This window comes from Paraburkholderia jirisanensis (genome assembly GCF_054782355.1).
On the sequence record NZ_BAAGSQ010000033.1, the window covers coordinates 643825 to 669425 of the forward strand.

Annotated in this window: 24 protein-coding genes; 7 read left to right on the plus strand and 17 right to left on the minus strand. The window is 62.3% G+C overall.

Features of this window, described 5'->3' with window-relative positions; translation table 11 throughout:
- Window positions 1-3 precede the first annotated feature (3 nt).
- From ACYVNQ_RS34825 to ACYVNQ_RS34870, 10 genes are all read right to left on the minus strand, one after another.
- Window positions 4-1209 (minus strand): PP2C family protein-serine/threonine phosphatase, encoded by a 1206-nt coding sequence (locus ACYVNQ_RS34825; RefSeq protein WP_460909736.1) that lies wholly within the window; start codon window positions 1207-1209, stop codon window positions 4-6.
- A 350-nt stretch (window positions 1210-1559) separates the two neighbouring features.
- Window positions 1560-3287: a flavin-containing monooxygenase gene (locus tag ACYVNQ_RS34830; RefSeq protein WP_460909738.1), complete on the minus strand. Its 1728-nt coding sequence runs from the start codon at window positions 3285-3287 to the stop codon at window positions 1560-1562.
- A 320-nt stretch (window positions 3288-3607) separates the two neighbouring features.
- Window positions 3608-4654, minus strand: a complete 1047-nt coding sequence (locus ACYVNQ_RS34835; RefSeq protein WP_460909740.1) for a M29 family metallopeptidase — start codon at window positions 4652-4654, stop codon at window positions 3608-3610.
- Between the two features lie 125 nt (window positions 4655-4779).
- Complete coding sequence (locus ACYVNQ_RS34840; RefSeq protein ID WP_460909742.1) at window positions 4780-4959, minus strand: hypothetical protein; 180 nt, start codon at window positions 4957-4959, stop codon at window positions 4780-4782.
- Between the two features lie 270 nt (window positions 4960-5229).
- Window positions 5230-6009 (minus strand): uroporphyrinogen-III C-methyltransferase, encoded by a 780-nt coding sequence (cobA, locus tag ACYVNQ_RS34845; RefSeq protein ID WP_460909744.1) that lies wholly within the window; start codon window positions 6007-6009, stop codon window positions 5230-5232.
- A gap of 74 nt (window positions 6010-6083) precedes the next feature.
- Complete coding sequence (locus tag ACYVNQ_RS34850) at window positions 6084-7397, minus strand: sulfate adenylyltransferase subunit 1 (RefSeq protein WP_460909747.1); 1314 nt, start codon at window positions 7395-7397, stop codon at window positions 6084-6086.
- Between the two features lie 21 nt (window positions 7398-7418).
- Entirely contained in the window at window positions 7419-8381 is a 963-nt protein-coding gene (gene cysD / locus ACYVNQ_RS34855) for a sulfate adenylyltransferase subunit CysD (protein ID WP_460909750.1), read from the minus strand.
- A 71-nt stretch (window positions 8382-8452) separates the two neighbouring features.
- Entirely contained in the window at window positions 8453-9193 is a 741-nt protein-coding gene (locus tag ACYVNQ_RS34860; protein ID WP_460909753.1) for a phosphoadenylyl-sulfate reductase, read from the minus strand.
- The gene (locus ACYVNQ_RS34865) at window positions 9190-9732 is read right to left on the minus strand and encodes a DUF934 domain-containing protein (RefSeq protein WP_460909756.1); all 543 of its coding nucleotides are present in this window, start codon (window positions 9730-9732) and stop codon (window positions 9190-9192) included. The genes ACYVNQ_RS34860 and ACYVNQ_RS34865 overlap by 4 nt, the downstream gene beginning before the upstream one ends.
- Before the next feature lie 20 nt (window positions 9733-9752).
- The gene (locus tag ACYVNQ_RS34870; protein ID WP_460909762.1) at window positions 9753-11432 is read right to left on the minus strand and encodes a nitrite/sulfite reductase; all 1680 of its coding nucleotides are present in this window, start codon (window positions 11430-11432) and stop codon (window positions 9753-9755) included.
- 237 nt (window positions 11433-11669) lie between these two features.
- Between ACYVNQ_RS34870 and ACYVNQ_RS34875 the strand changes: the two genes are divergently transcribed.
- From ACYVNQ_RS34875 to ACYVNQ_RS34895, 5 genes are all read left to right on the plus strand, one after another.
- On the plus strand, window positions 11670-12611 hold the full coding sequence (locus tag ACYVNQ_RS34875; protein WP_460909765.1) for a CysB family HTH-type transcriptional regulator: 942 nt from the start codon (window positions 11670-11672) through the stop codon (window positions 12609-12611).
- Window positions 12612-12659: 48 nt separating this feature from the next.
- On the plus strand, window positions 12660-13820 hold the full coding sequence (locus ACYVNQ_RS34880; RefSeq protein ID WP_460909768.1) for an ABC transporter substrate-binding protein: 1161 nt from the start codon (window positions 12660-12662) through the stop codon (window positions 13818-13820).
- Between the two features lie 80 nt (window positions 13821-13900).
- Window positions 13901-15199, plus strand: coding sequence for an AAA family ATPase (locus ACYVNQ_RS34885; RefSeq protein WP_460909770.1), 1299 nt, complete (start codon window positions 13901-13903; stop codon window positions 15197-15199).
- Window positions 15196-15855 (plus strand): retron system putative HNH endonuclease, encoded by a 660-nt coding sequence (locus ACYVNQ_RS34890; protein WP_460909773.1) that lies wholly within the window; start codon window positions 15196-15198, stop codon window positions 15853-15855. Before ACYVNQ_RS34885 ends, ACYVNQ_RS34890 begins: the two co-directional genes overlap by 4 nt.
- Before the next feature lie 5 nt (window positions 15856-15860).
- Window positions 15861-16118 carry a hypothetical protein gene (locus tag ACYVNQ_RS34895; protein ID WP_460909776.1) on the plus strand — a complete coding sequence of 86 codons (258 nt, stop codon included), beginning with the start codon at window positions 15861-15863 and terminating at the stop codon, window positions 16116-16118.
- A gap of 222 nt (window positions 16119-16340) precedes the next feature.
- Here ACYVNQ_RS34895 and ACYVNQ_RS34900 read toward each other — a convergent pair whose 3' ends face one another.
- From ACYVNQ_RS34900 to ACYVNQ_RS34925, 6 genes are all read right to left on the minus strand, one after another.
- A complete protein-coding gene (locus tag ACYVNQ_RS34900) occupies window positions 16341-17480 on the minus strand; it encodes a Gfo/Idh/MocA family protein (protein ID WP_460909780.1) in 1140 nt (379 codons plus the stop codon).
- A gap of 81 nt (window positions 17481-17561) precedes the next feature.
- Window positions 17562-18611 (minus strand): sugar phosphate isomerase/epimerase family protein, encoded by a 1050-nt coding sequence (locus tag ACYVNQ_RS34905; RefSeq protein ID WP_460909783.1) that lies wholly within the window; start codon window positions 18609-18611, stop codon window positions 17562-17564.
- Window positions 18612-18687: 76 nt separating this feature from the next.
- Complete coding sequence (locus ACYVNQ_RS34910) at window positions 18688-19656, minus strand: substrate-binding domain-containing protein (RefSeq protein ID WP_460909786.1); 969 nt, start codon at window positions 19654-19656, stop codon at window positions 18688-18690.
- 143 nt (window positions 19657-19799) lie between these two features.
- Complete coding sequence (locus ACYVNQ_RS34915; protein ID WP_460909789.1) at window positions 19800-20816, minus strand: ABC transporter permease; 1017 nt, start codon at window positions 20814-20816, stop codon at window positions 19800-19802.
- Entirely contained in the window at window positions 20797-22284 is a 1488-nt protein-coding gene (locus ACYVNQ_RS34920; RefSeq protein WP_460909792.1) for a sugar ABC transporter ATP-binding protein, read from the minus strand. The genes ACYVNQ_RS34915 and ACYVNQ_RS34920 overlap by 20 nt, the downstream gene beginning before the upstream one ends.
- A gap of 13 nt (window positions 22285-22297) precedes the next feature.
- A complete protein-coding gene (locus tag ACYVNQ_RS34925) occupies window positions 22298-23290 on the minus strand; it encodes a LacI family DNA-binding transcriptional regulator (RefSeq protein ID WP_460911219.1) in 993 nt (330 codons plus the stop codon).
- Window positions 23291-23686: 396 nt separating this feature from the next.
- Here ACYVNQ_RS34925 and ACYVNQ_RS34930 point away from each other — a divergent pair, with 396 nt between their 5' ends.
- On the plus strand, window positions 23687-24340 hold the full coding sequence (locus ACYVNQ_RS34930; RefSeq protein WP_460909795.1) for a protein-L-isoaspartate O-methyltransferase family protein: 654 nt from the start codon (window positions 23687-23689) through the stop codon (window positions 24338-24340).
- Window positions 24341-24390: 50 nt separating this feature from the next.
- Window positions 24391-24714 (plus strand): rhodanese-like domain-containing protein, encoded by a 324-nt coding sequence (locus tag ACYVNQ_RS34935; protein WP_460909798.1) that lies wholly within the window; start codon window positions 24391-24393, stop codon window positions 24712-24714.
- A 169-nt stretch (window positions 24715-24883) separates the two neighbouring features.
- Here the strand turns inward: ACYVNQ_RS34935 and ACYVNQ_RS34940 are convergent, their stop codons facing one another.
- Window positions 24884-25483, minus strand: coding sequence for a cysteine hydrolase family protein (locus tag ACYVNQ_RS34940; RefSeq protein ID WP_460909801.1), 600 nt, complete (start codon window positions 25481-25483; stop codon window positions 24884-24886).
- Window positions 25484-25601: the final 118 nt, after the last annotated feature.

Below are 25601 nucleotides of genomic sequence, written 5' to 3' on the forward strand. Positions count from 1 at the left end.
CCTTTAATTGTTCGATGTCGGGATCGTCAGTAGAAGTGCTGCGAGATCGTCGGACGCGGCTTCCCCTGCTTCGTGCGCGCGTACCGTTTGTACCAGTGTGGCCAGCTGCGGCGAACGCAGCGCGAGCCATTGTTCGACACCGGCGTCGCCTAACTGCAGGCCGTCGCTGCCCGGCGCCGCGGCTTCGGTTACGCCGTCGCTGAGCACCAGCAGGCGGTCGCCGGGCGCGAGTTCGATGCGGCTCGCCGTGAACGGCGCGCTATCGCTGACGCCAAGCGGCACGCCGCCGGCTGCGCCAAGCCGCTCGATGAGACCATTGGCGCGCTGTAAAAACGGCGGGACGTGGCCGCAGCGGATGTAGTCGAGACGCGCTCGCCCCGCGTCACCGGCCGGATCGCGGGTCGGCTCGAACACGCCGATAAACATCGTGACGAACATGCAGTTCTGGTTCCCGGCGAACAGCTCGCGGTTCAGCGCAGCTGCTACTGCGGCGAGGTCCGCGAACAGCGCGGCCGCGTCCGGGCGGCCCGCAAGGCCGCGCATCAGCGCATGGGTGCGCGCCATCATCAGCGCCGCGGCCGCGCCTTTGTCGGATACGTCGCCGACCACCAGCAGATGGCGCCCGGCGTCCAGCTGCACGTGGTCGATCAGGTCGCCCCCCACTTCGCGCGCGGGTTCGAGCACGACGTCGACGCTGAACTGCGCATCGCGATACGGCGGCGGCGTCAGCGACAGCTGCAGGCTACGCGCTTCCGCCAGTTCCGCCTGCTTGCGCGTGAGCTCGGCGCGCATGCGGTCGCGCAGTTGCTTCTTTTCCAGCGTCGGCAGGATGCGCGCGCGCAGCAGCACCGGGTCGAACGGCTTCGGCAGAAAGTCTTCGGCGCCGAGCGAGATCGCCCGTACGACCGCCTCCATCTCGTTCATCGCAGAGATGACGATTACCGGCAATTGCTCGATGCGGCCCTCGGCGGCCAGCGCCTCCAGCACGTCGAAGCCGGTCATCACCGGCATCATGATGTCGAGCAGCACGAGGTCGAAGCGCTCGCTGCGGATCGCGTCGAGCGCGGCGCGGCCGTCGTTGGCCTGCGCGACGCGTGTGATGCCGAGCCGCGCGAGACGGCGCACCAGCAGGTTCCGGTTGTCTTCGATGTCGTCCACCACGAGAACGCGGGCGTCGCTGGCGGCAGAGCGCGATGCAGGAGTGTTCATGCGTGTGAAGGGTGTGCTGGAAGGTGCCCCGCAGGCGGTTGCTTTCGTTTGGTTTTAATGCGTACCGCTTCAAAAGCGGCATTTATGTTTGACGCGAAGTATGTGCCACTTCAATGCCATCGGCAATGCGGAAAATTTGTCCTGCACAGGATTTTGCGGCGCTGTTGCGAAGCGTTGTCGTAATTTTTGAAAGCTCGCAGCGCGACACGCGCGACTTTACCAGTCTTGCAATGCAGAATCATGAATCGGCGCCATCGCGAGTGCGATTTTCTGAAGGCGGGCATGGCCCGCGGCGCCGTAAAGAGATAACAAGCCGGTTGGCAGGATTTAAAAGCGGTTTTAAAGCTGCGTTATCGCGGACGATAAACGCTGACCGGCAGGTCCTCAAAACGCGCTTTCAATTGCAACGCCAGCAGCAGCGAATTGCGCCGCGACCACTGGAAATTGCCGCCGTGGATCCACAAGCCTCGCTGCGGCGTCGGTTTCCACATATTGCGGAGCTCGCCCTCCCACGGGCCGGGATCGCCTTCGAGACCCGCACCGTAACCCCACACGCGCCCAACGCGTTGCGCCACTTCTGGCGAGATCAGTTTCGCGATGGTTTCGGTGAATGGCCTGAAGCCGGTTGCATAGACGATGCAATCGGCGTCCAGACGCGAGCCGTCGCTGAACACGACGCCCGTCCGGTCGAGGCGACTCACGTCGACGCCTGCTTTGAGCTTGATGCTACCGTTCGCAATCAGCGCCGATGCGCCGGTATCGATGTAGTAACCGCCGCCGTTGCGCATCGCCTTGCCGACGATACCGGTGCCGTCCGCGCCGAAATCGTTTTTGAAGCCTGCTGCGGCGAGCTGGTTATAGAACGCACTGTCTTCCAGGGCGACGCGCTCTATTGCGGGTCGCACGACAACAGGCATGACGCGCAGCGGTAACGCCGCGCGGAGCAGGTCCGCGCGCTCCGTGGTGATGCCGCGTGCGGACGCTTCTTCCGAGTAGAGCGGCTGCAGGAATTCGAGCACGCGTTGCAGGCGGACCACGTGTGTCGACGAGCGTTGCACCATCGTTACGTCCGCGCCGTGTTCGAATAGATCGGCGCAGATGTCATGCGCGGAATTGTTCGCACCGAGCACGACGACGTTGCGGCCCGCGAAGCCTTCACCTCCCCGGTGTGCCGCCGAATGATGCTGCTGGCCAGCGAATTCGCTGGCGCCGGGCAGCACAGGGACGTTGGGTTCGCCGCTCACACCGGTTGCCAACACAACATGTTTTGGCCGCAGCGTATGTTCGCGGCCTGCCTGCACGATGCGCACCTGCCATGCGTCGGCGGCATCGTCGTAAGTCGCGCTGACGCACTCCGCCGACGACGCGATGTCCAGCTCCATGATGCTTGCGTACGACTCCAGCCAGTCTCCGATCTGATCCTTCGACGGAAACACCGGCCAATGATCGGGAAACGGCAGATACGGCATATGATCGAACCACACCGGGTCGTGCAGGTGCAGCGATGCATAACGCGAGCGCCAGTTATCGCCGGGCCGCGGGTGACGGTCGATCACAACAGCGGGTACGCCGAGTATCTTGAGCCGTGCGGCAAGGCCTAGTCCACTGTGCCCACCACCGACGATCAATACGTACGGCTGTTCCGCTTGCGCGCTCGAGTTGCGTGAGCTGGATTCGAGGCCGGACACACGGCGCGGGCCGCGCGGCTCTTCAAAGCCTTTCAGTTCGCGCAGCGACGTCAGCAGCACCTGACAGCGGCCGTCGCTAGCCAGGCGCACATAGCCCTCGCCACGTCCGAGCGCGGTATCAAATGCGATAAAACCCTCGCTCGCATCGCGCTGCGCAGCGTCAGTGACGGTCCACGCCGAAGGCCGCACCGTAGCGAGCGTCGCTTCGAGCATCGCGTGAATCGAAGCGCGCCCTTCCAGCGTTTGCAGATCCCACGTGAACGCAAGCTGATCGCGCCAGAAGCATGGGGCACCGAACAGCGCGACAACCTGCGCGGTGTCGCCTGTGCCAAGCGCGTGCGAAAACGCATCCAGCCATGCGGCCAGCTTTACAGTTTGAGGGGTAGCCATGCTCATTCGACGGTGACTCCTTGTCTGCTGATCGTCGGGGTTCGCCGAACCGCGCATTAGCGCGGATTACCGTGGCGGCACTACAGCGCGCTTCAATTGCACAACATCCGCGCCGAACGTTTATTCCGCGCCGCCGCGGCTATCGATCGCGTAACGCGTAGCCACATCAAATCGCAACAGCGTCGCTGTCAAGCGGCAACGGCGCGCAGCGCAGCAGTCGAATCGACATGCATTGATCGTCGGCGCAGGAATACTACTGCTTCGCCATCATACGAGCCTTGCCCTTGCGGCCGATACCCCAGTTTGCCGGTGAGCCGCACTCAGATCGCGTCGGCATAGAGATCGGCCTCGCCCACCTGGTCGCCCGACAATTTCCAGTGACCATCGCTGAACACGAGTTCGTCGTCGAAATACACGTACGGGTGGGCAAGAATGAAATCGGTGTGCAGACTGCAGGTCCATTCCGGATAGCTGCCGTTCTTCACTGGCGCGCCGAAGCCGAGATGAAAACCCGGCATGCGTTCGTTGATCAGCGATCGGAACGGCACGAAGCGGTCGATGCCTTCGTTGGTGCCGAAGCCGATTTCGCCTACCCTGCCGGCGTTTTCGATAGCGAGCAGGTTCTTGCATAGTGCGTCGACGAGTGGATCGGCGGTGCAGTAGCGGATGATTCGCCCTTGCGCGATTTCAAGCTTGACCTCCCGTCCAGCGAGACGTGAATCATAGTCAAACGGATAGCTCATGTTCATCGCGCCATCGGCGACGAATACGCCGTCCACAGCACTCGAAAACGTACTTATTTCACCACATGGAAAGATGCCGGGGAACGGCGCGCGGAAATGCCCGTAGTTGCTGGTCCAATGTGCGAGCACATCGGGACGCACGGTGAGATTCGTTCCGGCGCTGCTGGTTACCGTGATGGTCGAAGCCGATTTTGCCTGCGCGAGAACGCGGCTGTTCAGCGTCATCAACTCCTGCTTGCCGATGCGAAAGCACAAGTCGAACAACGAGTAGCGAAAGTCGAACAACCGATACACGGCCGCTTTACCGGGACGATCGGCAAGGCTCTCGATCAACTGCTTGCGATGAATGCTTTTAGTCTTGCTGATGTACAGGATGACGTCGTATTCATCGAGCACATCTCTGCTGAAGGAGGATTGCTCATCCACCGGCTCCATCTCGACGTCGATGTGCTCTTCACAGCACACCGCTACGAAATCGGATAACGCAGCCTGCGCGGAGAAGTCGTTTGCGTCCAGATGCCAGCGCACCAGCAGCGACGAACCCTTGCCCAGTTGCAGATAACTTTTTAGAAGGACACGCATCCCTTCGGTTTCGCGTGGCCTGCATGCACGATCGTGTCGCATGATAGGTTCTCCATGCTATTCAAGCCGGAGGTTGAGACGCCGGACTACGATCCCTGCCGTTGCCACACGCTAAATGAATTGGACGGTGCGTTGGCGGGAAAGTCCGGCGCGTTCAACACAGCGCGTTACTTATCGTTGACGGATGCGAACAGCCATTCCGACGGGTATCCGCCTTTCGCGGCAGCGTTCATCGATGCCTGGATGTTGCGCACGGCGTCGTTGATGGACGGCACTTCGGAACCGACCGGCTGTTTCGTCGTGCTGGTCATGATGTAGTGTTGCTCGAGCTGAAAGTCTTTCCACATGATTGCACCTCTCCAAATCCACATGAATGAACGAACCTAGACTTCGTCAGCACCGTTGCGTTGCTGCGTGAGTCTGGTTACAAGCATGCGATGTGAGAGTTAGCTGTGAATTACGTGGGGGCGGGAGGAGTTCGGATGCGCAGAGGCGCGAGACTTTCAGGGGTATTCAGCGGAATGAAGCATGACGGCATGCTTCAAGGCGCTTCAAATGCAAAAAAAGAGCAGCGCGCCGTTGCGGCGCCGCTGCTCTCTTCTACCAGGGCGTGTGCGTCAGGCTACGCGCAGCAGGCCGCTTTTCGCCGCATCCTGCCCTGCTGGCTCGGCGGCATCCGTCGTACCAAGCTGCCGCTCGGCAAACGCCTCGCCGATCATCAACAGGCTCGGCTGCGCCGGGTCCAGCCACAGTTGTGCATCGCCGGCTGCGAGCCCTTCGAGCGTCAACGTCAGCATCCGCTCGCGCGGCGTGCTGCACGCTTCGACGATCGCCACCGGCGTGGCCGGTGCACGGCCTGCGTCGATCAGCTGCTGTGCGATTTCCGGCGCGCTGTCGCGGCCCATGTAGAACACCAGCGAATCCGCATTCACCTGCTCGCGAATCGCGGCGCTATCCGCCGCGCGGCTGTGGGTAGCGAGCGCCACGCTGCGCGACACACCGCGCAGCGTCAGCGAGCGCCGTAGCGTTGCGGCACTTGCCAGCGCCGCGGTAATGCCCGGCACGATCTCATACTCGATACCGGCCGCTTCCAGCGCGCGCATTTCTTCGTCGGCGCGCCCGAACAGCATCGGGTCGCCGCCCTTCAGCCGCACCACGACGTCATGTTCACGCGCTGCATCGACAATCTGCTTGTTGATAAAGTGCTGCGCAGTCGAGCGCTGACCGCAGCGCTTGCCCACCGCGATCTTGCGCGCATGCGGCGCGTAATCGAGCATCGCCGGCTCGATCAGCGCATCGTGCAGCACAACCTCGGCGATGCCCAACAAACGTGCGCCGCGCACCGTAATGAGGTCCGCCGCACCAGGCCCCGCACCGATCAGATACACCTTACCCATTTGCTACCGCTCCGTTGATCCGACTTCAGTGAAATACGCGACTCGCGCTATTTCACACCCCCGGCGCGAGCCTTTCAAGCAGAAAATGCACGAATCATGCCCGCAGCGACCGTATGGTGCGTCGCTTCGTCGATCAGCACAAACGCGCCGGTGCCCGGATGCGCATCGTATTCGTCGCACACCAGCGGCTTTTGCAGCGTCAGCGACACGCGGCCGATATCGTTCATCGTCAGTTCGTGGCGGTCGATCGCGTGCGACAGCGTATGCACGTCGAGCACTTCCTTGATCGCGCCGATCTTCGCGAACACCGTGTTGGTGGTCTGCTTCAGCAGGTACTTGCGTTGCGTCGACAGCGGCGTGTCGTCGAACCAGCACAGGTCCGCTTCGAGCTTCTTCGCGGGTTGCGGCGCGTCGGCGGCCAGCACGAAGGTGTCGCCGCGCGACACGTCCACATCCTGTTCGAGGCGAAGCGTCACGGTCTGCCCGGCGAACGCGCGGTCCACCTGCGCGGTGCCGCCCGGCACCGGCGCGATGATCTCGGCAACCGTCGCTTCACGGTTGGCCGGCAGCACGACGATCGTATCACCCACCTTCACTTCGCCCGATTCGACGCGGCCCATATAGCCACGGAAATCGTCGGCCTGGCTGCCGTCCTGACGCGCCACCCATTGCACCGGGAAGCGCAGCGCATCGCTCGACGAGATGTCGACCGGCAGCGCCTCGAGCACGTCGAGCAGCGGCTCGCCCGCGTACCACGGCATGCGCTCGCTGGCCGTCACGATGTTGTCGCCCTTCAGCGCCGACACCGGCACAAAGCGCACATTGTGCAGGCCCAGATGACGCGCGAGTTCGACATACGCATCGCGAATCTCGTTGAAGCGCGCTTCGCTGAAATCCACCAGGTCCATCTTGTTGATCGCAACGATTACATGCTGCAAGCCGAGCAGCTTGACGATCGCGCTATGACGTTTGGTTTGCGGCAGCAATTGCGTCACGCCGTCCGCCACCGTCACACGCGTCGCGTCGATCAGCACGATTGCCGCATGCGCGGTCGATGCGCCGGTCACCATATTGCGCGTGTATTGCTCGTGGCCCGGCGTATCCGCAATGATGAACTTGCGCTTGGCCGTAGCGAAATAGCGGTACGCGACGTCGATCGTGATGCCCTGCTCGCGCTCGGCTTCGAGGCCGTCGGTCAGCAGCGACAGATCGATTTCGTCACCGACGGTGCGCTTGTTCTTCGCACGCGACAGCGCGGACAACTGGTCCGACAGCACGGCCTTGCTGTCGTACAGCAGGCGGCCGATCAGCGTGCTCTTGCCGTCGTCGACACTGCCCGCCGTGATGAAACGCAGCACGCCGAGGTCTTGCGGTTGGTTGATGCTCATGACTGTGTTCCCTCGTGTGCCTTAGAAATACCCTTGCTTCTTGCGCTGTTCCATCGCGGCTTCCGACGTCTGGTCGTCCATCCGCGTCGCGCCGCGTTCCGTGATTTCGGTCACGGCCGTTTCCGCGATGATCTTCTCGAGATTGTCCGCGTCGCTTTCGACCGGGCACGTGCAGCTGATATCGCCGACGGTACGGAAGCGCACCAGCGCCTGTTCGCTGGTCTCGCCTTCGCGCATCGGCGTGAGCGGCGTGACCGGCACCAGCAGACCATTGCGGCGCACGATTTCGCGGTGATGCGCGTAGTAGATCGACGGCAGTTCGAGCTGTTCGCGCGCGATGTACTGCCACACGTCCAGTTCGGTCCAGTTCGAGATCGGGAACACGCGCAGGTGCTCGCCGTTATGCAGACGCGCGTTGAACAGGCTCCACAGTTCCGGGCGCTGTGCCTTCGGATCCCATTGGCCGAATTCGTCGCGGAACGAGAAGATGCGCTCTTTCGCGCGGGCCTTCTCTTCGTCGCGGCGCGCACCGCCGATCATCGCGGTGTAGCCGTACTGTTCGATCGTCTCGAGCAGCGTGACGGCCTGCACGGCGTTACGCGAATCCGTCTCGCGGCGCAGCCGCACGGTGCCGCGCTTGATCGAATCTTCCACGTGGCCAACCACCAGTTCCGCGCCGATTTCCTTCGCGCGACGGTCGCGGAAGTCGATCACTTCCTGATAGTTGTGGCCCGTATCGATGTGCACCAGCGGGAACGGCAGCGAGGTCTTGCGGTTCGCGCCGAGGCCGAACGCCTTCAATGCCAGATGCAGCACCACCACCGAATCCTTGCCGCCCGAAAACAGCAAAGCGGGCTTGCTGCACTCGGCCACCAGTTCGCGCAGGATGTGGATCGACTCTGCTTCGAGCCAGTCGAGATGGTCCATCCGGTTGCCCGTGATTGCGAGCGGAGCGTTGACAGTCGGTTCGAGCGTGGTGCTCATAGTCGGGTCCTTCGTTGATTCATCTGGCGAGCCGTGGCTCGCGGAATTCGTTTCGTGCTTCGTGTTTCGTGTCAGGCAGAAGCGCTTTCGGTGCTCACCGCGATCGGAATGGTGATGTGCAACCCGCATTCCTTGGTATCACGCGATTCCCACCACCAGCGCCCGGCGCGGCTGTCCTCGCCCGGCTTGATCGCGCGCGTACAAGGCTCGCAGCCGATGCTCGGATAGCCACGTGCATGCAGCGGATTCACCGGCACGTCGAACGCTTTCAGATACGCCCACACATCGGCCTCTGTCCAGTCCGCGAGCGGATTGAACTTGGCGATGTTGCGCGCGCCGTCATGCTCTTCTTCGTGCAGCTCTGCGCGTGTTACCGATTGCTCGCGGCGCTGGCCGGTCACCCATGCGCTGACGTCCGCCAGCGCACGGTTCAGCGGCTCGACCTTGCGGATCTCGCAGCAGCGCTTGCGCAGGTCGATGCTTTCGTAGAATGCATTCAGGCCGTGCTGTGCGACGTATTCGTCGACGGCAGCGGTTTGCGGATGAAGCTGTTCGATGTCGTAGCCGTAGCGCTCACGCACGCGGTCGATCATGCCGAGCGTTTCCGCATGCAGGCGGCCCGTGTTCAGCGAGAAGATGCCGATCTTCACGCCACGCGAAAGGATCGCGTGCGTGAGCAGCATATCTTCCGCCGCGAGGCTGCTCGCAAGCTTGACGCTTGCGTGGCGAGCCGCGATCGAATCGAGCAGCGTATCCAGACGCTCGATCTTCGCGGCCAGCTCCGGGGTCACGTCCTGCAGCGCTGCGCTCATGCCGTGGCCTTTTGCGCAGCGGCCGCTTCGCGACGGCGGAACAGCGGGTTCGGATCGTCGAACGCGCCCTGGTACTGCACCGTGAACTCGGTAAAAGCGTTCAGCGCCTTGTGAATGTCCTTGTCGGCGCGCAGTGCGTACGCGTTGAAGCCGCAACGCTCGTAAAAGCGCAGTTGATCGTACAGCACGTCGCCGATCGCGCGAATCTCGCCCTTGTAGCCATAACGCTCGCGCAACAGACGCGCGATGCTGTAGCCGCGGCCGTCGCGAAACACCGGGAAGTCGATCGCGATCAGCGCGACGTTGTCGAAATCCGCCACCAGATCTGCCGGTTCGCTGTCCGGCTCAAGCCACACGCCGATTTCGGCGGCGCCGCGCGCAGCGGTCAACGCTTCGCGCGAAGCCTGCCACAGCGCGAACGGCACAATGATCTTGCCGGCCGGCAATGCATCCACCGCCGGCAGCGTGCCGTCTTCCGCTGCGCGCACTACCGTGAAGCCGTCGTCGACGATTGCACGGTCCTTGATAATCGAAGCCATCTTGCTAGTTCCTTATCCGGTTACGCGTGGGCGGGTTGGCGCGAAGCGTACACACGCTCCTTGAACGGCGTGATGCCGATACGGTTGTACGTATCGATGAAACGCTCGCCGTCGTTGCGGTGTTCGACGAACGTGTCGATCACCTTCGCCACCACGTCGGGCATCTCTTCAGCCGAGAACGACGGGCCGATCACACGGCCCAGATGCGCGCCCGTTGCGCCGCTGCCCTGCTCGCCGCCAAGCGACACCTGGTACCACTCGGAGCCGTCCTTGTCGACGCCCAGCACGCCGATGTTGCCGACGTGATGATGGCCGCACGAGTTCATGCAACCGGAAATGTTCAGCGACAGTTCGCCGAGGTCGTACACGTAATCGAGATCGTCGAAGCGTTGCTGGATCGCCGCGGCGATCGGAATCGACTTCGCATTCGCGAGCGAGCAGAAATCGCCGCCCGGGCACGCGATGATGTCGGTCAGCAAGCCGATGTTCGGCGTCGCGAAGCCGACCGTCTTGGCCTTTTCCCACAGCGCGTACAGTTCGCGCTTTTGCACGTTGGCCAGGATCAGGTTCTGTTCGTGCGACACGCGCAGTTCGCCGAGCGAGAATTCATCGGCGAGATCGGCGACCGCGTCCATCTGCGCGTCGGTTGCGTCGCCGGGAGCCACGCCGTGCGGCTTCAGCGACAACGTGACCGCCGCATAGCCCGACACGCGGTGCGGGCGCACATTGCGCTCGACCCAGCGCGCGAAACCGCGGCTTTCCAGCAGATGCTTTTCGAACGATGCGTCGGTGTCCGCCAGTTTTTCGTACTGCGGCGGCACGAAGTATTGCGACACGCGGTCGAGTTCGGCTTGCGTCAGCGTCGAGGGGCCGTCCTTCAGGTGCTGCCACTCTTCTTCCACCTGCTGCGCGAACTTGGCCGGCGACAGCGCCTTCACCAGAATCTTGATGCGCGCCTTGTACAGGTTGTCGCGGCGGCCGTAGCGGTTGTACACACGCAGCACGGCTTCGCAATACGTGAGCAGGTGCTGCCACGGCAAATCTTCGCGAATGATCGAGCCGATGATCGGTGTACGGCCCAAGCCGCCGCCCGCCATGATGCTGGCCACCACTTCGCCCGCGTCGTTCTTCTTCAGATAGACGCCCAGGTCGTGGATCTGCACCGCGGCGCGGTCTTCCTTGGTACCGGATACAGCGATCTTGAACTTGCGCGGCAGCCACGCGAATTCGGGGTGGAACGTCGACCATTGACGCAGAATTTCTGCCCACGGGCGCGGATCGACGATCTCGTCGGCCGCGATGCCCGCGAATTGATCGGCGGTGATGTTACGGATGCAATTGCCCGACGTCTGGATGCCGTGCATCTGCACGGAAGCCAGCTTGCGCAGGATTTCCGGCGTTTCTTCGAGCTTGACCCAGTTGTACTGGATGTTGGTGCGCGTCGAGAAGTGGCCGTAGCCGCGGTCGTGCTCGCGCGCGATCGTGGCCAGCATGCGCAGCTGGTCGCTGCGCAGGTTGCCGTAAGGAATCGCGATGCGGTGCATGTACGCGTGGCGCTGCATGTACAGGCCATTCTGCAGACGCAGCGGGCGGAACTCTTCTTCGCTCAATTCGCCCGACAAGCGGCGACGAACCTGGTCGGCGTACTGCGCGACGCGTTCGTCAACGATGGTCTGGTCGTACTGATCGTATTGGTACATTCGGGGACCCCAGTTTTTCGTTTACCCACTCCCACGCGGCGTTCCGGTTACGCCGCGCGACAGACACCTCAGTTCGGTTCATTAGCGTCGCAAGTCAAGTGCTTGACCGCAGACCCCTTCGTGATTTGCTAATGACAAAAAGAGATATCCATATTGGAAAAGTTGGACAAATCGTAATAAACTCGCCTTATATTTCAAACGACTAAAAAATTCTTTTGATATGCGGAGAGGTTATATATGAACCTGCACCAGTTCCGCTTCGTCCGCGAGGCCGTCCGGCAGAACTTCAACCTCACCGAAGCCGCCAAGGCGCTGTATACAAGCCAGCCGGGCGTCTCGAAGGCGATCATCGAGCTGGAGGACGAGCTCGGCGTCGAGATCTTCACCCGGCACGGCAAGCGGGTGCGGTCGCTGACCGAGCCGGGCCGCATCATCCTGGCTTCGGTTGAAAAGATTCTGCAGGAAGTTGAAAGCCTGAAACGGATCGGTAAGGATTACGCCGCGCAAGACCAGGGCAACCTGGTGATCGCCGCGACCCATACGCAGGCGCGCTACTCGCTGCCGACCGCAATCGCCGAGTTCAAGAAGCGTTATCCGAAGGTTCACCTTTCTATTTTGCAAGGCAGCCCGAGCCAGGTGGCGGAGATGGTGCTGCAGGATCAGGCCGATGTTGCGGTCGCCACCGAGGGGTTGTCCAGCTATAAGGATCTGGTGGCGCTGCCGTGCTTTACGTGGCACCACGTCGCGGTGATGCAGGATGATCACCCGTTGCTCGAGCGAAAACAGTTATCGCTGGACGACTTGAGCCAGTTCCCGCTGATTACCTACGAGGCAGCGTTTGCCGGCCGCACCAAGATCAACGAGGCGTTCCGGCTGCGCGGCCTGCACCCGGACATCGTGCTCGAGGCGATCGACGCGGATGTGATCAAGACTTACGTCGAACTGGGGCTTGGCGTGGGCATCCTCGCCGACATCGCGTTCAACCCGGAGCGCGACCGCCATCTGCGCGCGATGCCGGTTGGGCATCTGTTCGGCAGCAATGTGACGCGCGTCGCACTGAAACAGGGGGCGTATCTGCGCAGCTATGTGTATACGCTGGTCGAGCTGCTGTCGCCGAGTTTGAATCGCAAGCTGATCGAACAGGCGCTGAAGGGCGAAAGCGAATCGTACGAGCTATGAGCCGCGCTACGGCTGCGTTGCTTTTATTGGGTTATGGAGTGTTTTTGCATGACGTCATATAAGAAGAACCTGTGCCGGCTTGCGGCGCTTGGCGTGTGGCTGTGTTCCGCGGCGGCGCATGCGGACCTGAAGGTCGGCATCGATTTGTCGAGCACCGGCCCGGCCGCTGCGATCGGCATTACCAGCAAGAACGCGATGCTGATGTGGCCGAAGACGATTGCCGGCCAGAACGCGCAATACATCGTGCTCGACGACGGCTCGGACCCGGGCGCCGCGGTGCGCAATATCCGCAAGCTGATCGACGAAGATCATGTCGATGTGATTGTTGGGCCGAATATCACGCCGGCTGCGCTGGCGGCGCTCGATCCGGTTGCCGATAGCCAGACGCCGATGGTGACGCTGATCGGCTCGGCAAGCGTGGTGGAGCCGCAGGAAGGCAAGCGCGTGTGGGCGTTCAAGATGGCGCAGACCGATAGCGCGATGGCCGATGTGATGACGCGTTATATGGCTAACCACAATGTGAAGACGGTGGGTTTTATCGGCTTTGCGGACAGTTACGGCGATAGCTGGCTTAATGAGTTCACGAAGTTTGCGACGCTGCGGCATATCCAGGTGGTGGCGACTGAGCGCTTTAACCGCACGGATGCGAGTGTGACGGGGCAAGTGCTGAAGCTGATCGCGGCGAAACCGGATGCGGTGCTGATTGCGGGCGCTGGTACGCCGACTGTGCTGCCGCAACGCACGCTGGTGGAGCGCGGTTATAAAGGCGCGATCTATCAGACGCACGGGATCGCGACGCCGGAGTTCATCAAGCTCGGCGGCAAGGACGTGGAAGGCACGTTGTTCCCGACGCAGCCGGTGGTGGTGGCGCGTACGCTGCCGGTTGATCATCCGGCGAAGAAGGCGGCGCTGGCGTTTGTCGATCAGTATGAGGCGAAGTATGGGCCGGGTACGGTGACGCAGTTTGCTGGCGATGCGGCGGGGGTTTATCCGCGGTTGCAGGATGCGGTGGCGCGCGCGTTGAAGACCGCGCAACCGGGGACGTTGGAGTTTCGCGTGGCGCTGCGTAATGAGTTAGAGCATGCGCATGAGCTTGTGGTGCCGAACGGCGTGGTGAATACCAGCGCGAAGGATCACGTTGGGTTGGATCAGCGGGCTAGCGTGATGGGGATGGTTAAGGGTGGGAAGTTTGTCTATTTGAGTCAGTGACGATTCTTGACACATCCGCGTGCGAAGCGCGCAAGCATTGGCTTTAAAATCGCTGAGAACCGACAAGCAGGAGCTTGATGATGAAAATCGAACAGGTACGTCTGGTGAACTACCGTGGTCACCGCGACCTGACGGTGAACTTTTCGTCGCGGTTCAATGTGCTCGTCGGAGTTAATGGTAGTGGGAAGACGTCGCTGCTGACCGCGATCGCGCAGTCTTTTGCGGGATTTACCTCATTCATGCGGAACGCGGTCAATCCGGAATGGCTCGACGGCCAGGTACGTCTCGAGCGCGTGAATGTGGACGGCCGCATCCGCTTCGACCGGCAATATCCAGTGATCGTGGAGTCGGCCGGGACACTGCTTGGCCAGTCCGTATCGTGGTCGGTTACGCGTTCGTCCGGGGTCAGCGCGGCCCAGATATCGGGGAATCCGCCGGGCCTGATGTGGCAACAAGGGATTGAAAACGCCAATCAATCGGGCACAACAATCCTGCAACCTCCACTGCCAGTGCTTGCGTTCTATCAGGCAAACCGACAATGGAACGAAGTGCACTCGGACGTCATCGCCGCAGCGACACACCAGAACGCACGTCTTGACGCGTATTTGAACTATTGGAACGCGTCCGCGGATTGGCGCGCGCTGCAGACCTGGACGATAGCCAAGTGCCTGGAGCGCTATCAAACATGCTCGGAAACAGGAAAGACGTTCGACGAAATTGAAGACGATGAACTCGCGCTGATCAACCAGGCACTGTCCAGTGCGATTGAGGACATAGCGGGCATCCGTTATGACATGCGTGAAAACAACTTGATGGTCGCGTGGAAGGGAAAATCGGCGCCCGATCTGCTCGAGAACCTGAGTGACGGCCAGAAGACGATCATCGGACTGGTCGGTGACATCGCGCGACGCATTTGCCTGCTCAATCCGCGTCTTGGCCAACAGGTCATGGAAGCCACGCCTGGCATCGTACTGATCGACGAACTAGATATGCATTTGCATCCCAAGTGGCAACGGGCGCTCACGCTTGGGTTGCAGGCCGCATTCCCGTCCGTGCAATTCATTGTGGCAAGCCACTCGCCGCAAGTACTCAGCGAGATGCGTCCGGAGCAGATCATCGTGCTGTCGGGAAATGGCTCGTCCCATCCTCAAATCAGCTACGGGCTCGACTCCAGTTCGGTCCTGCAGGAAGTGATGGATGCTCCCGCTCGCCCTGTTGATGTACAGAACGCCGTCTCGAGTCTGTTTGCGTCTCTGGAGAGAAACCAGTTAGACAACGCGCGAGCACAACTGGCCGAGCTTGAGAAGTTGGCGCCAGGGATCGCTGATCTGACACGAGCGCGAGCGTTGCTGAAACGAAAAGAGGTAGTGGGCCGATGAGATACGTTGAAAAAGGGGAATCGCCAGCACTATTCGAAGAGTGGAAAGCTTGCACGAATGAAAACTGGGTACCCACCTATAGCAGCCTGCGCAACCCGCAAAAGCAGGCGGTCCACGAAGCGCTGCTAGCAGAACAAGGCTCCACCTGTTGCTATTGTGGCCGTCGCATCGGTTTAGACAATAGCCATATCGAACACTTCGTACCGCAAGAGCAATCGGAGGCGCTGGCGCTCGAGTATCGCAATCTGCTCGCATCTTGCATGCGGCTGCCGGCACCTCCACTTCACTGCGGACACGCAAAGGACCGGCATTTCGATCAGGATCTTTGCGTGTCGCCGTTCGACGTGCAATGCGAGCGGCGCTTTCTATACGCGTTCGACGGAGGTATTGCGGCACGCGATGAGAACGATCGCGGTGCGACTTATATGCTCGATCTTCTCAAGCTCGATACGCCGACGTTGCGCAATCATCGCGAAGCGGCACTTCTTGGGGCATTCTTCGATGATGAGTTCCTGTCTGACGCAAGCTCGGACGAACTGCAACGTATTCGGGACGAACACCGGTTCCGCAGCGATGACGGAAAATTTGCCGACTTTGCACACGTGATTGCCCTGTACGCAGAGCAATTGATCGGCCTGTCCAACGATTCGAACTGACTGCCATGCGCACCACCCGAGCCATCCACGCCGTCGAACGGCTGAAAACCCGCAGCGGTAATACGCGCTACGCGGCGATCAGCCTGTCGGGCGGCGTCTTTTATCTGGTCGATCGTTCGAGCGGCGCGGATCAGAAATTGTGCGATCCGCTACCGCTTGATGAGTTCGTCAAGTTCGTCGATGACTTCGGGCCGAAGAAACCACGCAAGGCAAGCAAGCTCGATCTGGCGTTTGAAGAGCAGATCAGGAAGAGCAAGGGCTGATCGACGAGGCCGGGCCATTTTGCAATGTGCTGACCGAAAAATGTATGCAAACTTCGGACAAACTCACTTCCGGCGTACCTGCTTTCATCGGGGCAAAAAAGCAGGCTTGCTATTACGCCGCTCGTGCCTAGCCGGAAGTTGATGCTTTATTTCTGTGATGCAGCCTCTTAGCGACTCCCCGCAAAGCTTGCCATTGCGAGGCTTAAATCGCTCATCCGCCGCTCAAACCTCGCGCCACTGCCCACCCGCCGCACTGCTCGCCAGCATCGCTTCAACAAACCGCAAGCCCGCGACCCCGTCATCGACCGTCGTCAAAAAGCGGCTTTCCGCCGGCACAGGCCGCCCCGCATCCAGCGCCTCGATCTGCAGTGCCGCATCCTTGTAAAGCTGCGCGAACGCCTCAAGGTACCCCTCCGGATGCCCCGCCGGCACACGCGTCGCATGCGCGGCCGCCGCGCTGTTCACCCGCCCGCGCGTCAAGCGCTGCGCAGCGCCGCCCAACGGCGTGAACCACAGCTCGTTCGGCTGCTCCTGATCGAACGCGATACCACCCTTCGTGCCATACACCCGCAGCCGCAACGCGTTCTCCGCACCGCCCGCCACCTGGCTCGCCATCAGCATTCCACGTGCGCCATTCGCATAGCGCAACATCGCCTGCGCATGATCATCCAGACGCCGCCCCGGCACGAACGTATGCACGTCCGCCGAAAGCGCCGCCGGCAGCATCCCCGTAATGAACCCAGCAAGGTGATAAGCATGCGTCCCGATATCGCCAAGACACCCAGCCGGCCCCGACTGCGCCGGGTCCGTGCGCCACACAGCCTGCTTGTTCGTACCGCTCTGTTCAACCGGCAGCGCCAACCAGTCCTGCGCATACTCGACCTGCACGACGCGCACTTCACCAAGCTCGCCCGCTTCAACCAGCTCGCGCGCATAGCGAACCATCGGATAACCCGAATACGTATGCGTCAGCGCAAACAGCCTGCGCTTGTCCCGCGCCAGCTTCGCCAGCGCCTCCCCTTCTGCCAGCGACACCGCCAACGGCTTGTCGCAAATCACATGAATGCCCGCTTCGAGAAACGCAGTCGCGACCGGCGCATGCAAATGATTCGGCGTGACGATCGCGACCGCATCGATACCGTCGTCGCGCGCGCTTTCGGCGCGGGCCATCTCGCGCCAGTCGGAGTAGCTACGCGCGATATGCGCGTCGTCCGCACTGGCCTGCGCGCGTTGCGCATCCGAAGACAACGCGCCCGCCACCATTTCGAAGCAGTCATCTAGCCGCGCGGCCATCCGGTGCACTGCGCCGATGAATGCACCTTGCCCACCACCGACCATCCCAAGCCTTAGTCTTCGCGCCATCGTCGATCTCCGTTCGGGTCGCGCACGCACGCTGCACATCGCACACTGCAAGTCGCACATTGCGCGCGCAACGCCCGCTCATCAAATACCCAACACCCGCCGCAACTGCGCCTGATCAACGCCACTGCCCGCGAAGTCGTCAAACGCACGCTCCGCCACGCGAATGATGTGCCGCTTGATAAACTCCGCGCCTTCACGCGCGCCATCCTGCGGATGCTTCAACGCGCACTCCCACTCAAGCACCGCCCAGCCGGGGAAATCGTACTGCGCCATCTTCGAGAAGATCGCGCCGAAATCCACCTGCCCATCGCCCAGCGACCGAAAGCGCCCCGCCCGTTCAAGCCACCCGCTGTACCCGCCATACACACCCTGCCGGCCATTCGGACGAAACTCCGCGTCCTTCACGTGAAAGGCCTTGATACGTTCGTGATAAATATCGATGAACTCGAGGTAATCGAGTTGCTGCAGCACGTAGTGGCTCGGATCGAACAGAATGTTCGCGCGCGGATGGTCATGCACGGCTGCGAGGAAACGCTCGAAGCTCACGCCATCGTGCAGGTCTTCTCCCGGATGCAACTCGTAGCAAACATCGACACCTGCTTCATCGAACGCATCGAGAATCGGCTTCCAGCGGCGCGCAAGTTCGTCGAAAGCCGCTTCGACGAGCCCCGCCGGCCGCTGTGGCCACGGATAGACATACGGCCACGCCAGCGCGCCCGAAAACGACACATGGCTGTTCAACCCAAGCCGTTGCGACGCCTTGGCCGCCAGTTTCATCTGCTCGATAGCCCATTCGGTGCGCGCCTGCGGATTACCCCGCACATGCGGCGCGGCAAAGCCGTCGAATAGCAGGTCATACGCCGGATGCACAGCCACCAGTTGCCCTTGCAAATGCGTCGCCAGCTCCGTGATCGTCACACCCGCATCCGCCACCACACCCAGCAATTCATCGCAGTAAGTCTGGCTGCTCGCCGCCTGCTCAATATCGATCAGCTGTGGCGCAACCGGCAGCTGGATACCCTTGAAACCAAGCCCCGCCGCCCATTGCACCAGATGCCCAAGCGTATCGAACGGCGGGTCTTCGCCAAGGAACTGCGCGAGAAAGATCGCGGGCCCTTTGATCGTTTTCATCGTGCGTCTCCGTCAATGATTGAACGCGCGGCGGCGGTGCGCCCCTGCGCACCGCACGCACCGCGCACTCGAAACCTCAGAACGGCGAATCCGGGAAGTAGAACTGTTTGGCGTTTTCCTTCGTGATCAGCACCGACGGAATGATCGTCGTCGGCGGCAGCTTGTCGCCTTTCAGACGCGCTTCGGCCGTCAGCTTGATCGCGTCGTAGATGAACTTCGGCGAGTACGACACGTCCGCCTTGATCATCGGCGCACCATCCATCACGTTCTTCACCATGCCCTTCGAGCCCGCGCCGCCGAACACGATCTTGATGTCGGTGCGCTTGGCCTGGTCGATCGCCTTGATCACGCCGACCGCCATGTCGTCGTCGGAAGCCCAGACGGCGTCGATATGCTTGAAGCGCGTCAGGTAGTCCTGCATCACCTTGAACGCGTCGTCGCGGTTCCAGTTCGCGTACTTCGCATCGAGAATCTTGATGTTCGGATACTGCTTCATCACGCCGGTGAACGCGGTCCAGCGCTCGTTATCGAGCGTGGTCGGAATGCCGCGCAGCGCGACGATGTCGCCCTTGCCGTCGAGTGCCTTCGCGAGATATTCGGCCGGGATCTTGCCGAATGCGGTGTTGTCGCCGGCCACGTACGCGTCCTGCGCGCTGGGATCGGTCAGGCCACGGTCCACCACCGTCACGTACACGCCCTTCTTCTTCACCTGCGCGACCGGCTGCGTCAGCGATGCCGATTCTTGCGGGAAAATCACCAACGCGTTGATCTTGTTGACGGTGACCAGATCCTGTATCTGGTTCGCCTGTTCGGGCGCACTCGCGGCAGTCTTCACGATCACCTTTAGATCCGGGTGCTCCTTTTCCAGATCGGTTTTCGCCTTGTTCGCCCACCACACGATGCCGCCGGTAAAGCCGTGGTCCGCCGTCGGAATCGACACGCCCAGTACGACCTTCTCGTCGGCGCGCGCGACGCCCGTCGCCGTGAGGCCCAGCATCCCTAGCGCCAGCATGCTGGCGCCGACCGCTCGTATCACGTGTTTCATCGCTGTCTCCTGATTGTGGGACGCATCGCGCGCCCGGATTCGTTATCGAACCGCTGCTACTGTGCTGCGGTTTACCACCTTGCCCACCGACTGCCGAAACGCACGAACGAATTGCCCACCCAACTTGCCGCTTGATTTGCTGCTCAACGCCGCCCGCGCTGCAAAAACGCGACGACGATAATCACGACGCCCTGCACCGCCGCGTTCAGATACACGCTGATGATGCTGGTCAGATTCAGAATATTGGCGATCACCGACAGCAACACCGCTCCGATCACAGTACCGATCACGCGGCCCTCGCCGCCCTTCAACGCGGTGCCGCCCACCACCACGGCCGCGATCGCTTCGAGCTCCCACAACAGGCCGGTGGTCGGCGTCGCAGAACCGAGTCGCGGCACGTAGAGGACAGTGGCCACACCAACGCAAACACCGAGCAGAACATACGTGACGATCTTCACCGTATCGACGCGAATCGCCGCATAACGCGCAACCTGTTCATTCGAGCCGATCGCCTGCACATGCCGTCCAAACGCGGTGCGATTCAGAATCAGCGTGCCGCCCGCCGCCACCACCAGAAACACCCAGATCGGCACCGGCATGCCGAGAAAGCTTGCGTAATAGACCGGTCCGTACAAATCGGAGAGATTGTTGTCGAGCGTCAGCGCGCCGCCGTCGGCAAGCCACGTCAGCACCGCGCGAAAAATGCCGAGCGTGCCCAGCGTGACGATAAACGGCTCGATGCGCCCCTTCGTGATCAGCAGACCGTGCGCGCAGCCGAACAACGCACCCAGCACCAACGCACACGCGATACCGATCGCAACGATCGCGAGCGGCGCGAACGTATGCCCGCCGATACCCGCGCCCAGCGCATTCATCAGCCAGATCATGACCCCGGCGATCAGCGCCGCCATCGAACCCACCGACAGATCGATGCCGCCCGAAATGATCACGAAGGTCATGCCGACCGCGATGATGCCGATGAACGACGTGCGCGTCAGCACGTTCATCAGGTTGTCGACGGTGGCGAAATCGCGATTCAGCGCCGTGCCTGCCACGCACAGCACGATCAGGCCCAGCAGCGGCCCGAAGCCATACAGCACGTGTGCGAGACGCGCCCTGCGCGGGGTCGGCGCGGCGGTGTCAGTGGGTGCCGGTCGCATGAGCGATCAACTCCTCTTCGGTCAGGTGGGCCAAGCCGAGCACTGCCTGCAACCGCCCCGCGCGCATCACGGCGACGCGGTGGCACAGGCCGATCAGTTCGATCAGCTCGGACGAAATCACGATCACCGCGCGCCCTTCGGACGCAAGCCGGTGAATCAGAAAATAGATGTCGCGCTTCGCGCCGATGTCGACGCCACGCGTCGGTTCATCGAGCACGATCACGTTCGGGTTCGGCTGCAGGAACTTGGCGAGCGCGAGCTTCTGCTGGTTGCCGCCCGACAGCATGCGCGCGCGGCTGCCTAGGTCGCCGGTGCGGATGCCGAACTCGCGCACGGCGGTGGCGAGTGCCGCGCGGCCCGCTTTCAGATCGAGCAGTGGGTGCGTGTAGCGCTCAAGCGTCATCAGGTTCAGGTTGTCCTGCAGGTTCAGGTTGACGTGCAGGCCTTTGCCTTTGCGGTCTTCGCTCAGATAGGTGAGGCCGTGGCGCATCGCGTTGCGCGGGCTTTTCAGATCCACGCGACGCCCGCCGATTTCGATCGTACCGGCGCTGCGGGGCCGCAAGCCGATGATCGCTTCGAACGCTTCGGTGCGGCCCGCGCCGACCAGCCCCGCAAAACCGAATACCTCGCCCGCACGCACGTCGAAACTCAGATCGTCGACCCAGTCAGGCACCTGCAAGCGGTCGACGCGTAACGCGACCGGCGCATTGGCGGCCACCGGCGTCTTGTCCGGAAACATATCTGACAACTCGCGCCCGACCATCAGGTTCGCCATCTGCTGCCGCGCGAGCGACGCAGTATCGTTACGCGCGACAAAGCGGCCGTCGCGCATCACGATCACCTCGTCGGTGATGCGCTCGACTTCGTCGAGCTTGTGCGAGATATAGACGATCGTCACGCCGTCGGCCTTCAGCTTCGCCATCAGCGCAAACAGTCGCTCTGTTTCGGAGGGCGTCAGCGTCGCGGTGGGTTCGTCCATGATCAAGAGACGCGCGTGCCGCGACAGCGCCTTGGCGATCTCGACCATCTGCTTTTCCGCGACGATCAGATCGCGCACCTTCGTATCCGGGTGTTTCGCGAGGCCGACTTGCGCGAGGTAGCGCTTCGCTTCGGCGCGCATCGCCGCGTCGTCGAGCAGCATCCCGCGACGCTTCTCGTGGCCGAGATACATGTTCTGCGCGATCGTCAGATGCTCGGCCAGGTTGAATTCCTGGTGGATCAGCACGATGCCCGCCGCTTCGGCGGCGCGCGAACCGTCGAACTGCCGCGGCGCGCCGTCGACCAGCACGGTGCCGGAGGTCGGCTGTTCGTAGCCGGCGAGAATTTTCATCAACGTCGATTTGCCCGCGCCGTTTTCGCCGAGCAGCCCGTAGATGCGCCCTGGCGCCAGCTCGAAGCTCACGCCGTGCAGCACGCGCACCGGGCCGAATTCCTTGCGGATGTCGTCGAAGCGGATCGCGAGGCTCATCGTTGTGCCCTCTCTATGCGCTGCCGCGCACGACAAGCCGGTGCGGCAACAGCACGCCCGGCACCTGCGCGGCGCGGTTCGCGAGACGCTGCAGCAGTAGCCGCGCAGCGGTTTCGCCAAGTTCACGCATCGGTTGAGCGATCGTCGTCAACGGTGGATCGATCTGCGCGGAGAGCGAAATATCGTCGAAGCCGACCACCGCGACATCGTCGGGCACGCGCTTGCCGACGCTGCGCAAACCCTTGATCACGCCGATCGCGAGCGTGTCCGATACGGCAAAGATCGCAGTAGGCGCATCGGTGCCCATGCGGCTCATCAGCGTAGCGGCCGCGGATGCGCCCGCTTCGTAATCGAGGCTATTCAGATGCACCAGCCAATGCTCGAGCGGCACGATACCTGCCTCACGTAGCGCGTCGAGATAACCTTGCTCGCGCTGACGCGCATACAGATAGCCATCGCCGGAATTGATCAGCGCGATGCGCCGATGGCCGCGCGACAACAGATGCCGCACCGCATCGCCGGCCGCGCGATAGTTGTCGATGCCCACATAGGGCACGCCCACCGACGTATCGAACTCACAGCATGCGACCCACGGCAGCGCAATCGATTCTTCGGCCAGCGCCTGCTGCACGGTGGCTGGATCGAGGCAGATCGCGCCGTCCGCGCGGCGCCGCCGCAGCATGTCGAAGTAACTGCGCTCGCGGCCGGGATCGGCGCCGGTATCGCACAACAACATGAAATAGCCGTGCTGGCGCGCGACGCTATCGATGCCGCGCACAATCTCCGCGTAAAAGGGATTGCCGACGTCCGGCACCATGGTCAGCAGCAGGCGGCTCTCGGCGGTGCGCAGGTTGCGCGCGAGTTCGTTGACGCGGTAACCGCTCGCAGCCACGGCAGCCAGCACCTTGTCGCGCGTTTCCGCGCGCACGTTCGGATGGCCGTTCAGCACGCGCGACACGGTGGCGACCGACACGCCCGCCTGCTCGGCGACGTTGCCGATCGACATCTCCTTGCCCGCCGGCAAAGCCGCGCGCTCCCGGCTGGTTGAAACCGCGCGCGGGCCGCCGGGATCGTGCGCTGACGGTCTGGACATGCGGGAGGTCTCCTCGCGAGGTCTGCTCGCGGAATTTTTTGTTGGCGGAGCGGCTGCGTACAGGCGCTGTTGCTCCGTCGTAGATGTAATCGATTACATTCTCGTTCTACATTCTTGCTTGCGCGCAGGCAAACTGCAAGGACGAGCATGTAGGGATTTACACCGAGCGGCCGGGACCACACCGCTGCAAGCCCGCTGCAATACGGCGGGAACGTCCGGTTTGGTACAATCGCAAGGTTCTCCCGCGGGGGTCCGCGCGCTGCGCGCGGCCTTGCCGGCATTCCAACCACATCGCAGAACGAACCCACCATGAATATCGAGCAAGCGCGCTTCAACATGATCGAACAGCAGATTCGCCCCTGGGACGTGCTCGACCAGGACGTGCTGAACCTGCTGTCGATCGTCAAGCGCGAGAACTTCGTGCCCGCCGCGTACCGCGAGCTGGCGTTCGTCGATTTCGAAGTGCCGCTGCCGGCCGGCCAGCACATGCTCGCGCCGCGCGTCGAAGCGCGCGTGCTGCAGGAACTGGCGGTGAAGAAGCACGAAAGCGTGCTGGAAATCGGCGCCGGCTCCGGCTATATGGCCGCGCTGCTCGCAAACCGCGCGCACCACGTGCTCACCGTCGATATCGAGCCGGAACTGGTCGAACTCGCCAAAGCGAATTTCGCGGCGAACGGCGTGCTGAACGCGGAAGTCGCGAGCGGCGACGCCGCGCGCGGCTGGGCCGTGGCGCAGCCGTACGACGTGATCTGCGTGTCGGGTGGTCTGCCGGTGCTGCCGCAAGACCTGCTCGAGCATCTGAAGATCGGCGGCCGTCTGGCGGCATTCGTCGGCACCGCGCCGGTGATGAAAGCGCAAATCATCACGCGCGTCGACGAAAAGCAGTTCCGCGTGGCCGACGTGTTCGAAACCTATGTCGAGCCGCTGGTCAACGCGGTGCAGCCGCCGCGCTTCAAGTTCTAAGGCCGCGAGCCGCTCGCTTAGGATTTTTTCGAACCCAACCGGATTTATCGATGCAAAACCTGACCGCCCCTGCTCTCGCCGAATGGCTCGCCGATCAATCGCGTGCCAAACCGGTGCTGCTCGACGTACGCGAGCCGTGGGAAATCGAAACGGCCAAGATCGCCGGCACCACGTTGATCCCGATGCGCGAGATTCCCGCGCGCAGCGAAGAACTCGATGATGAAGCGCCGGTGGTCTGCATCTGTCATCACGGTGCACGCAGCGCGCAGGTCGCGATGTTCCTCGAATCGCGCGGGCACAAGAACGTGTACAACCTGCAAGGCGGGATCGATGCGTGGTCGCGGCAAGTCGATCCTGCGGTGCCGACTTATTGATTGGGCTCGGGTTGATTGAGCCGATACAAAAAAACGCCGGAATGTCCGGCGTTTTTTATTGCGGCGGAGCGCGCGCGGTAAGCTGTGCATCAGGCTCGAGCCGCCGCGCACACGCAGACGGCAGCACTACAGCAAAGCAACGCTACCGCGGCAAGCCCCTTCGTCTATCTCAACGCCACACCGACGCATCCGGCACGACCGTCGCAAAGCGGTCATGCAAAGCCGCGAGCGTGATGCGATGCAAGGTCTGCGCATCGACCGTTGCGCCGCCAAGCGGATCCGGCAGATCGCGCGTCGCGCAGGCATCGGCCACCAGCGTCACGCGATAGCCGTGATCCAGCGCGGAACGCACCGTCGCGCTGATGCACATATGCGTCTGGAAGCCGCCCACGATCAGTTCTTTACGCCCCACGGCCGTGAGCCGGTCCGCGAGATCGGTACCGGCGAAGCTGTTCGGCAGTTTCTTCGCGACGCTCGCCTCGCCGCTTGCCGGTTCGAGCCCTTCGATAAAGGCCGCGTGCGGGCTAGCCGGATCGAACGCGCCGCCGGCACCGCCAACGTGCTTCACATGGATCACCGGCGTACCATGCTGCCGCGCGAGCGCGAGCAGCCTGGCGCAGCCGGCCACCGCCTGCGGCATGCCGGTAAGCGGCAGCTTGCCGTCGACATATTCGCGCTGGTGATCGACGAGGATCAGCACGGCGTCTTGCCACGCAGACGGCGTGCGGCTGGCGCCGACGGCATCGAGTAGCGTAAAGGGAGCGGGCATCGGGAGAAATCTCCGTTCGAGAGAAGGCGGGTGAACGCAAATGAATGAGCGGTGCGCCCATGCTAGCGCAAGCGGCAGTGCGCCGTGCGCTGGCGGGCAGGCGCGGGCAGGCTTGCAA

Excerpts from the sequence above, each read along its gene's own strand:
- ACYVNQ_RS34825 (WP_460909736.1), bottom strand. The coding sequence starts at position 1,209 with ATGAACACTCCTGCATCGCGCTCTGCCGCCAGCGACGCCCGCGTTCTC.
- ACYVNQ_RS34830 (WP_460909738.1), bottom strand. The coding sequence starts at position 3,287 with ATGGCTACCCCTCAAACTGTAAAGCTGGCCGCATGGCTGGATGCGTTT.
- ACYVNQ_RS34835 (WP_460909740.1), bottom strand. The coding sequence starts at position 4,654 with ATGCGACACGATCGTGCATGCAGGCCACGCGAAACCGAAGGGATGCGT.
- ACYVNQ_RS34840 (WP_460909742.1), bottom strand. The coding sequence starts at position 4,959 with ATGTGGAAAGACTTTCAGCTCGAGCAACACTACATCATGACCAGCACG.
- cobA (WP_460909744.1), bottom strand. The coding sequence starts at position 6,009 with ATGGGTAAGGTGTATCTGATCGGTGCGGGGCCTGGTGCGGCGGACCTC.
- ACYVNQ_RS34850 (WP_460909747.1), bottom strand. The coding sequence starts at position 7,397 with ATGAGCATCAACCAACCGCAAGACCTCGGCGTGCTGCGTTTCATCACG.
- cysD (WP_460909750.1), bottom strand. The coding sequence starts at position 8,381 with ATGAGCACCACGCTCGAACCGACTGTCAACGCTCCGCTCGCAATCACG.
- ACYVNQ_RS34860 (WP_460909753.1), bottom strand. The coding sequence starts at position 9,193 with ATGAGCGCAGCGCTGCAGGACGTGACCCCGGAGCTGGCCGCGAAGATC.
- ACYVNQ_RS34865 (WP_460909756.1), bottom strand. The coding sequence starts at position 9,732 with ATGGCTTCGATTATCAAGGACCGTGCAATCGTCGACGACGGCTTCACG.
- ACYVNQ_RS34870 (WP_460909762.1), bottom strand. The coding sequence starts at position 11,432 with ATGTACCAATACGATCAGTACGACCAGACCATCGTTGACGAACGCGTC.
- ACYVNQ_RS34875 (WP_460909765.1), top strand. The coding sequence starts at position 11,670 with ATGAACCTGCACCAGTTCCGCTTCGTCCGCGAGGCCGTCCGGCAGAAC.
- ACYVNQ_RS34880 (WP_460909768.1), top strand. The coding sequence starts at position 12,660 with ATGACGTCATATAAGAAGAACCTGTGCCGGCTTGCGGCGCTTGGCGTG.
- ACYVNQ_RS34885 (WP_460909770.1), top strand. The coding sequence starts at position 13,901 with ATGAAAATCGAACAGGTACGTCTGGTGAACTACCGTGGTCACCGCGAC.
- ACYVNQ_RS34890 (WP_460909773.1), top strand. The coding sequence starts at position 15,196 with ATGAGATACGTTGAAAAAGGGGAATCGCCAGCACTATTCGAAGAGTGG.
- ACYVNQ_RS34895 (WP_460909776.1), top strand. The coding sequence starts at position 15,861 with ATGCGCACCACCCGAGCCATCCACGCCGTCGAACGGCTGAAAACCCGC.
- ACYVNQ_RS34900 (WP_460909780.1), bottom strand. The coding sequence starts at position 17,480 with ATGGCGCGAAGACTAAGGCTTGGGATGGTCGGTGGTGGGCAAGGTGCA.
- ACYVNQ_RS34905 (WP_460909783.1), bottom strand. The coding sequence starts at position 18,611 with ATGAAAACGATCAAAGGGCCCGCGATCTTTCTCGCGCAGTTCCTTGGC.
- ACYVNQ_RS34910 (WP_460909786.1), bottom strand. The coding sequence starts at position 19,656 with ATGAAACACGTGATACGAGCGGTCGGCGCCAGCATGCTGGCGCTAGGG.
- ACYVNQ_RS34915 (WP_460909789.1), bottom strand. The coding sequence starts at position 20,816 with ATGCGACCGGCACCCACTGACACCGCCGCGCCGACCCCGCGCAGGGCG.
- ACYVNQ_RS34920 (WP_460909792.1), bottom strand. The coding sequence starts at position 22,284 with ATGAGCCTCGCGATCCGCTTCGACGACATCCGCAAGGAATTCGGCCCG.
- ACYVNQ_RS34925 (WP_460911219.1), bottom strand. The coding sequence starts at position 23,290 with ATGTCGATCGGCAACGTCGCCGAGCAGGCGGGCGTGTCGGTCGCCACC.
- ACYVNQ_RS34930 (WP_460909795.1), top strand. The coding sequence starts at position 23,687 with ATGAATATCGAGCAAGCGCGCTTCAACATGATCGAACAGCAGATTCGC.
- ACYVNQ_RS34935 (WP_460909798.1), top strand. The coding sequence starts at position 24,391 with ATGCAAAACCTGACCGCCCCTGCTCTCGCCGAATGGCTCGCCGATCAA.
- ACYVNQ_RS34940 (WP_460909801.1), bottom strand. The coding sequence starts at position 25,483 with ATGCCCGCTCCCTTTACGCTACTCGATGCCGTCGGCGCCAGCCGCACG.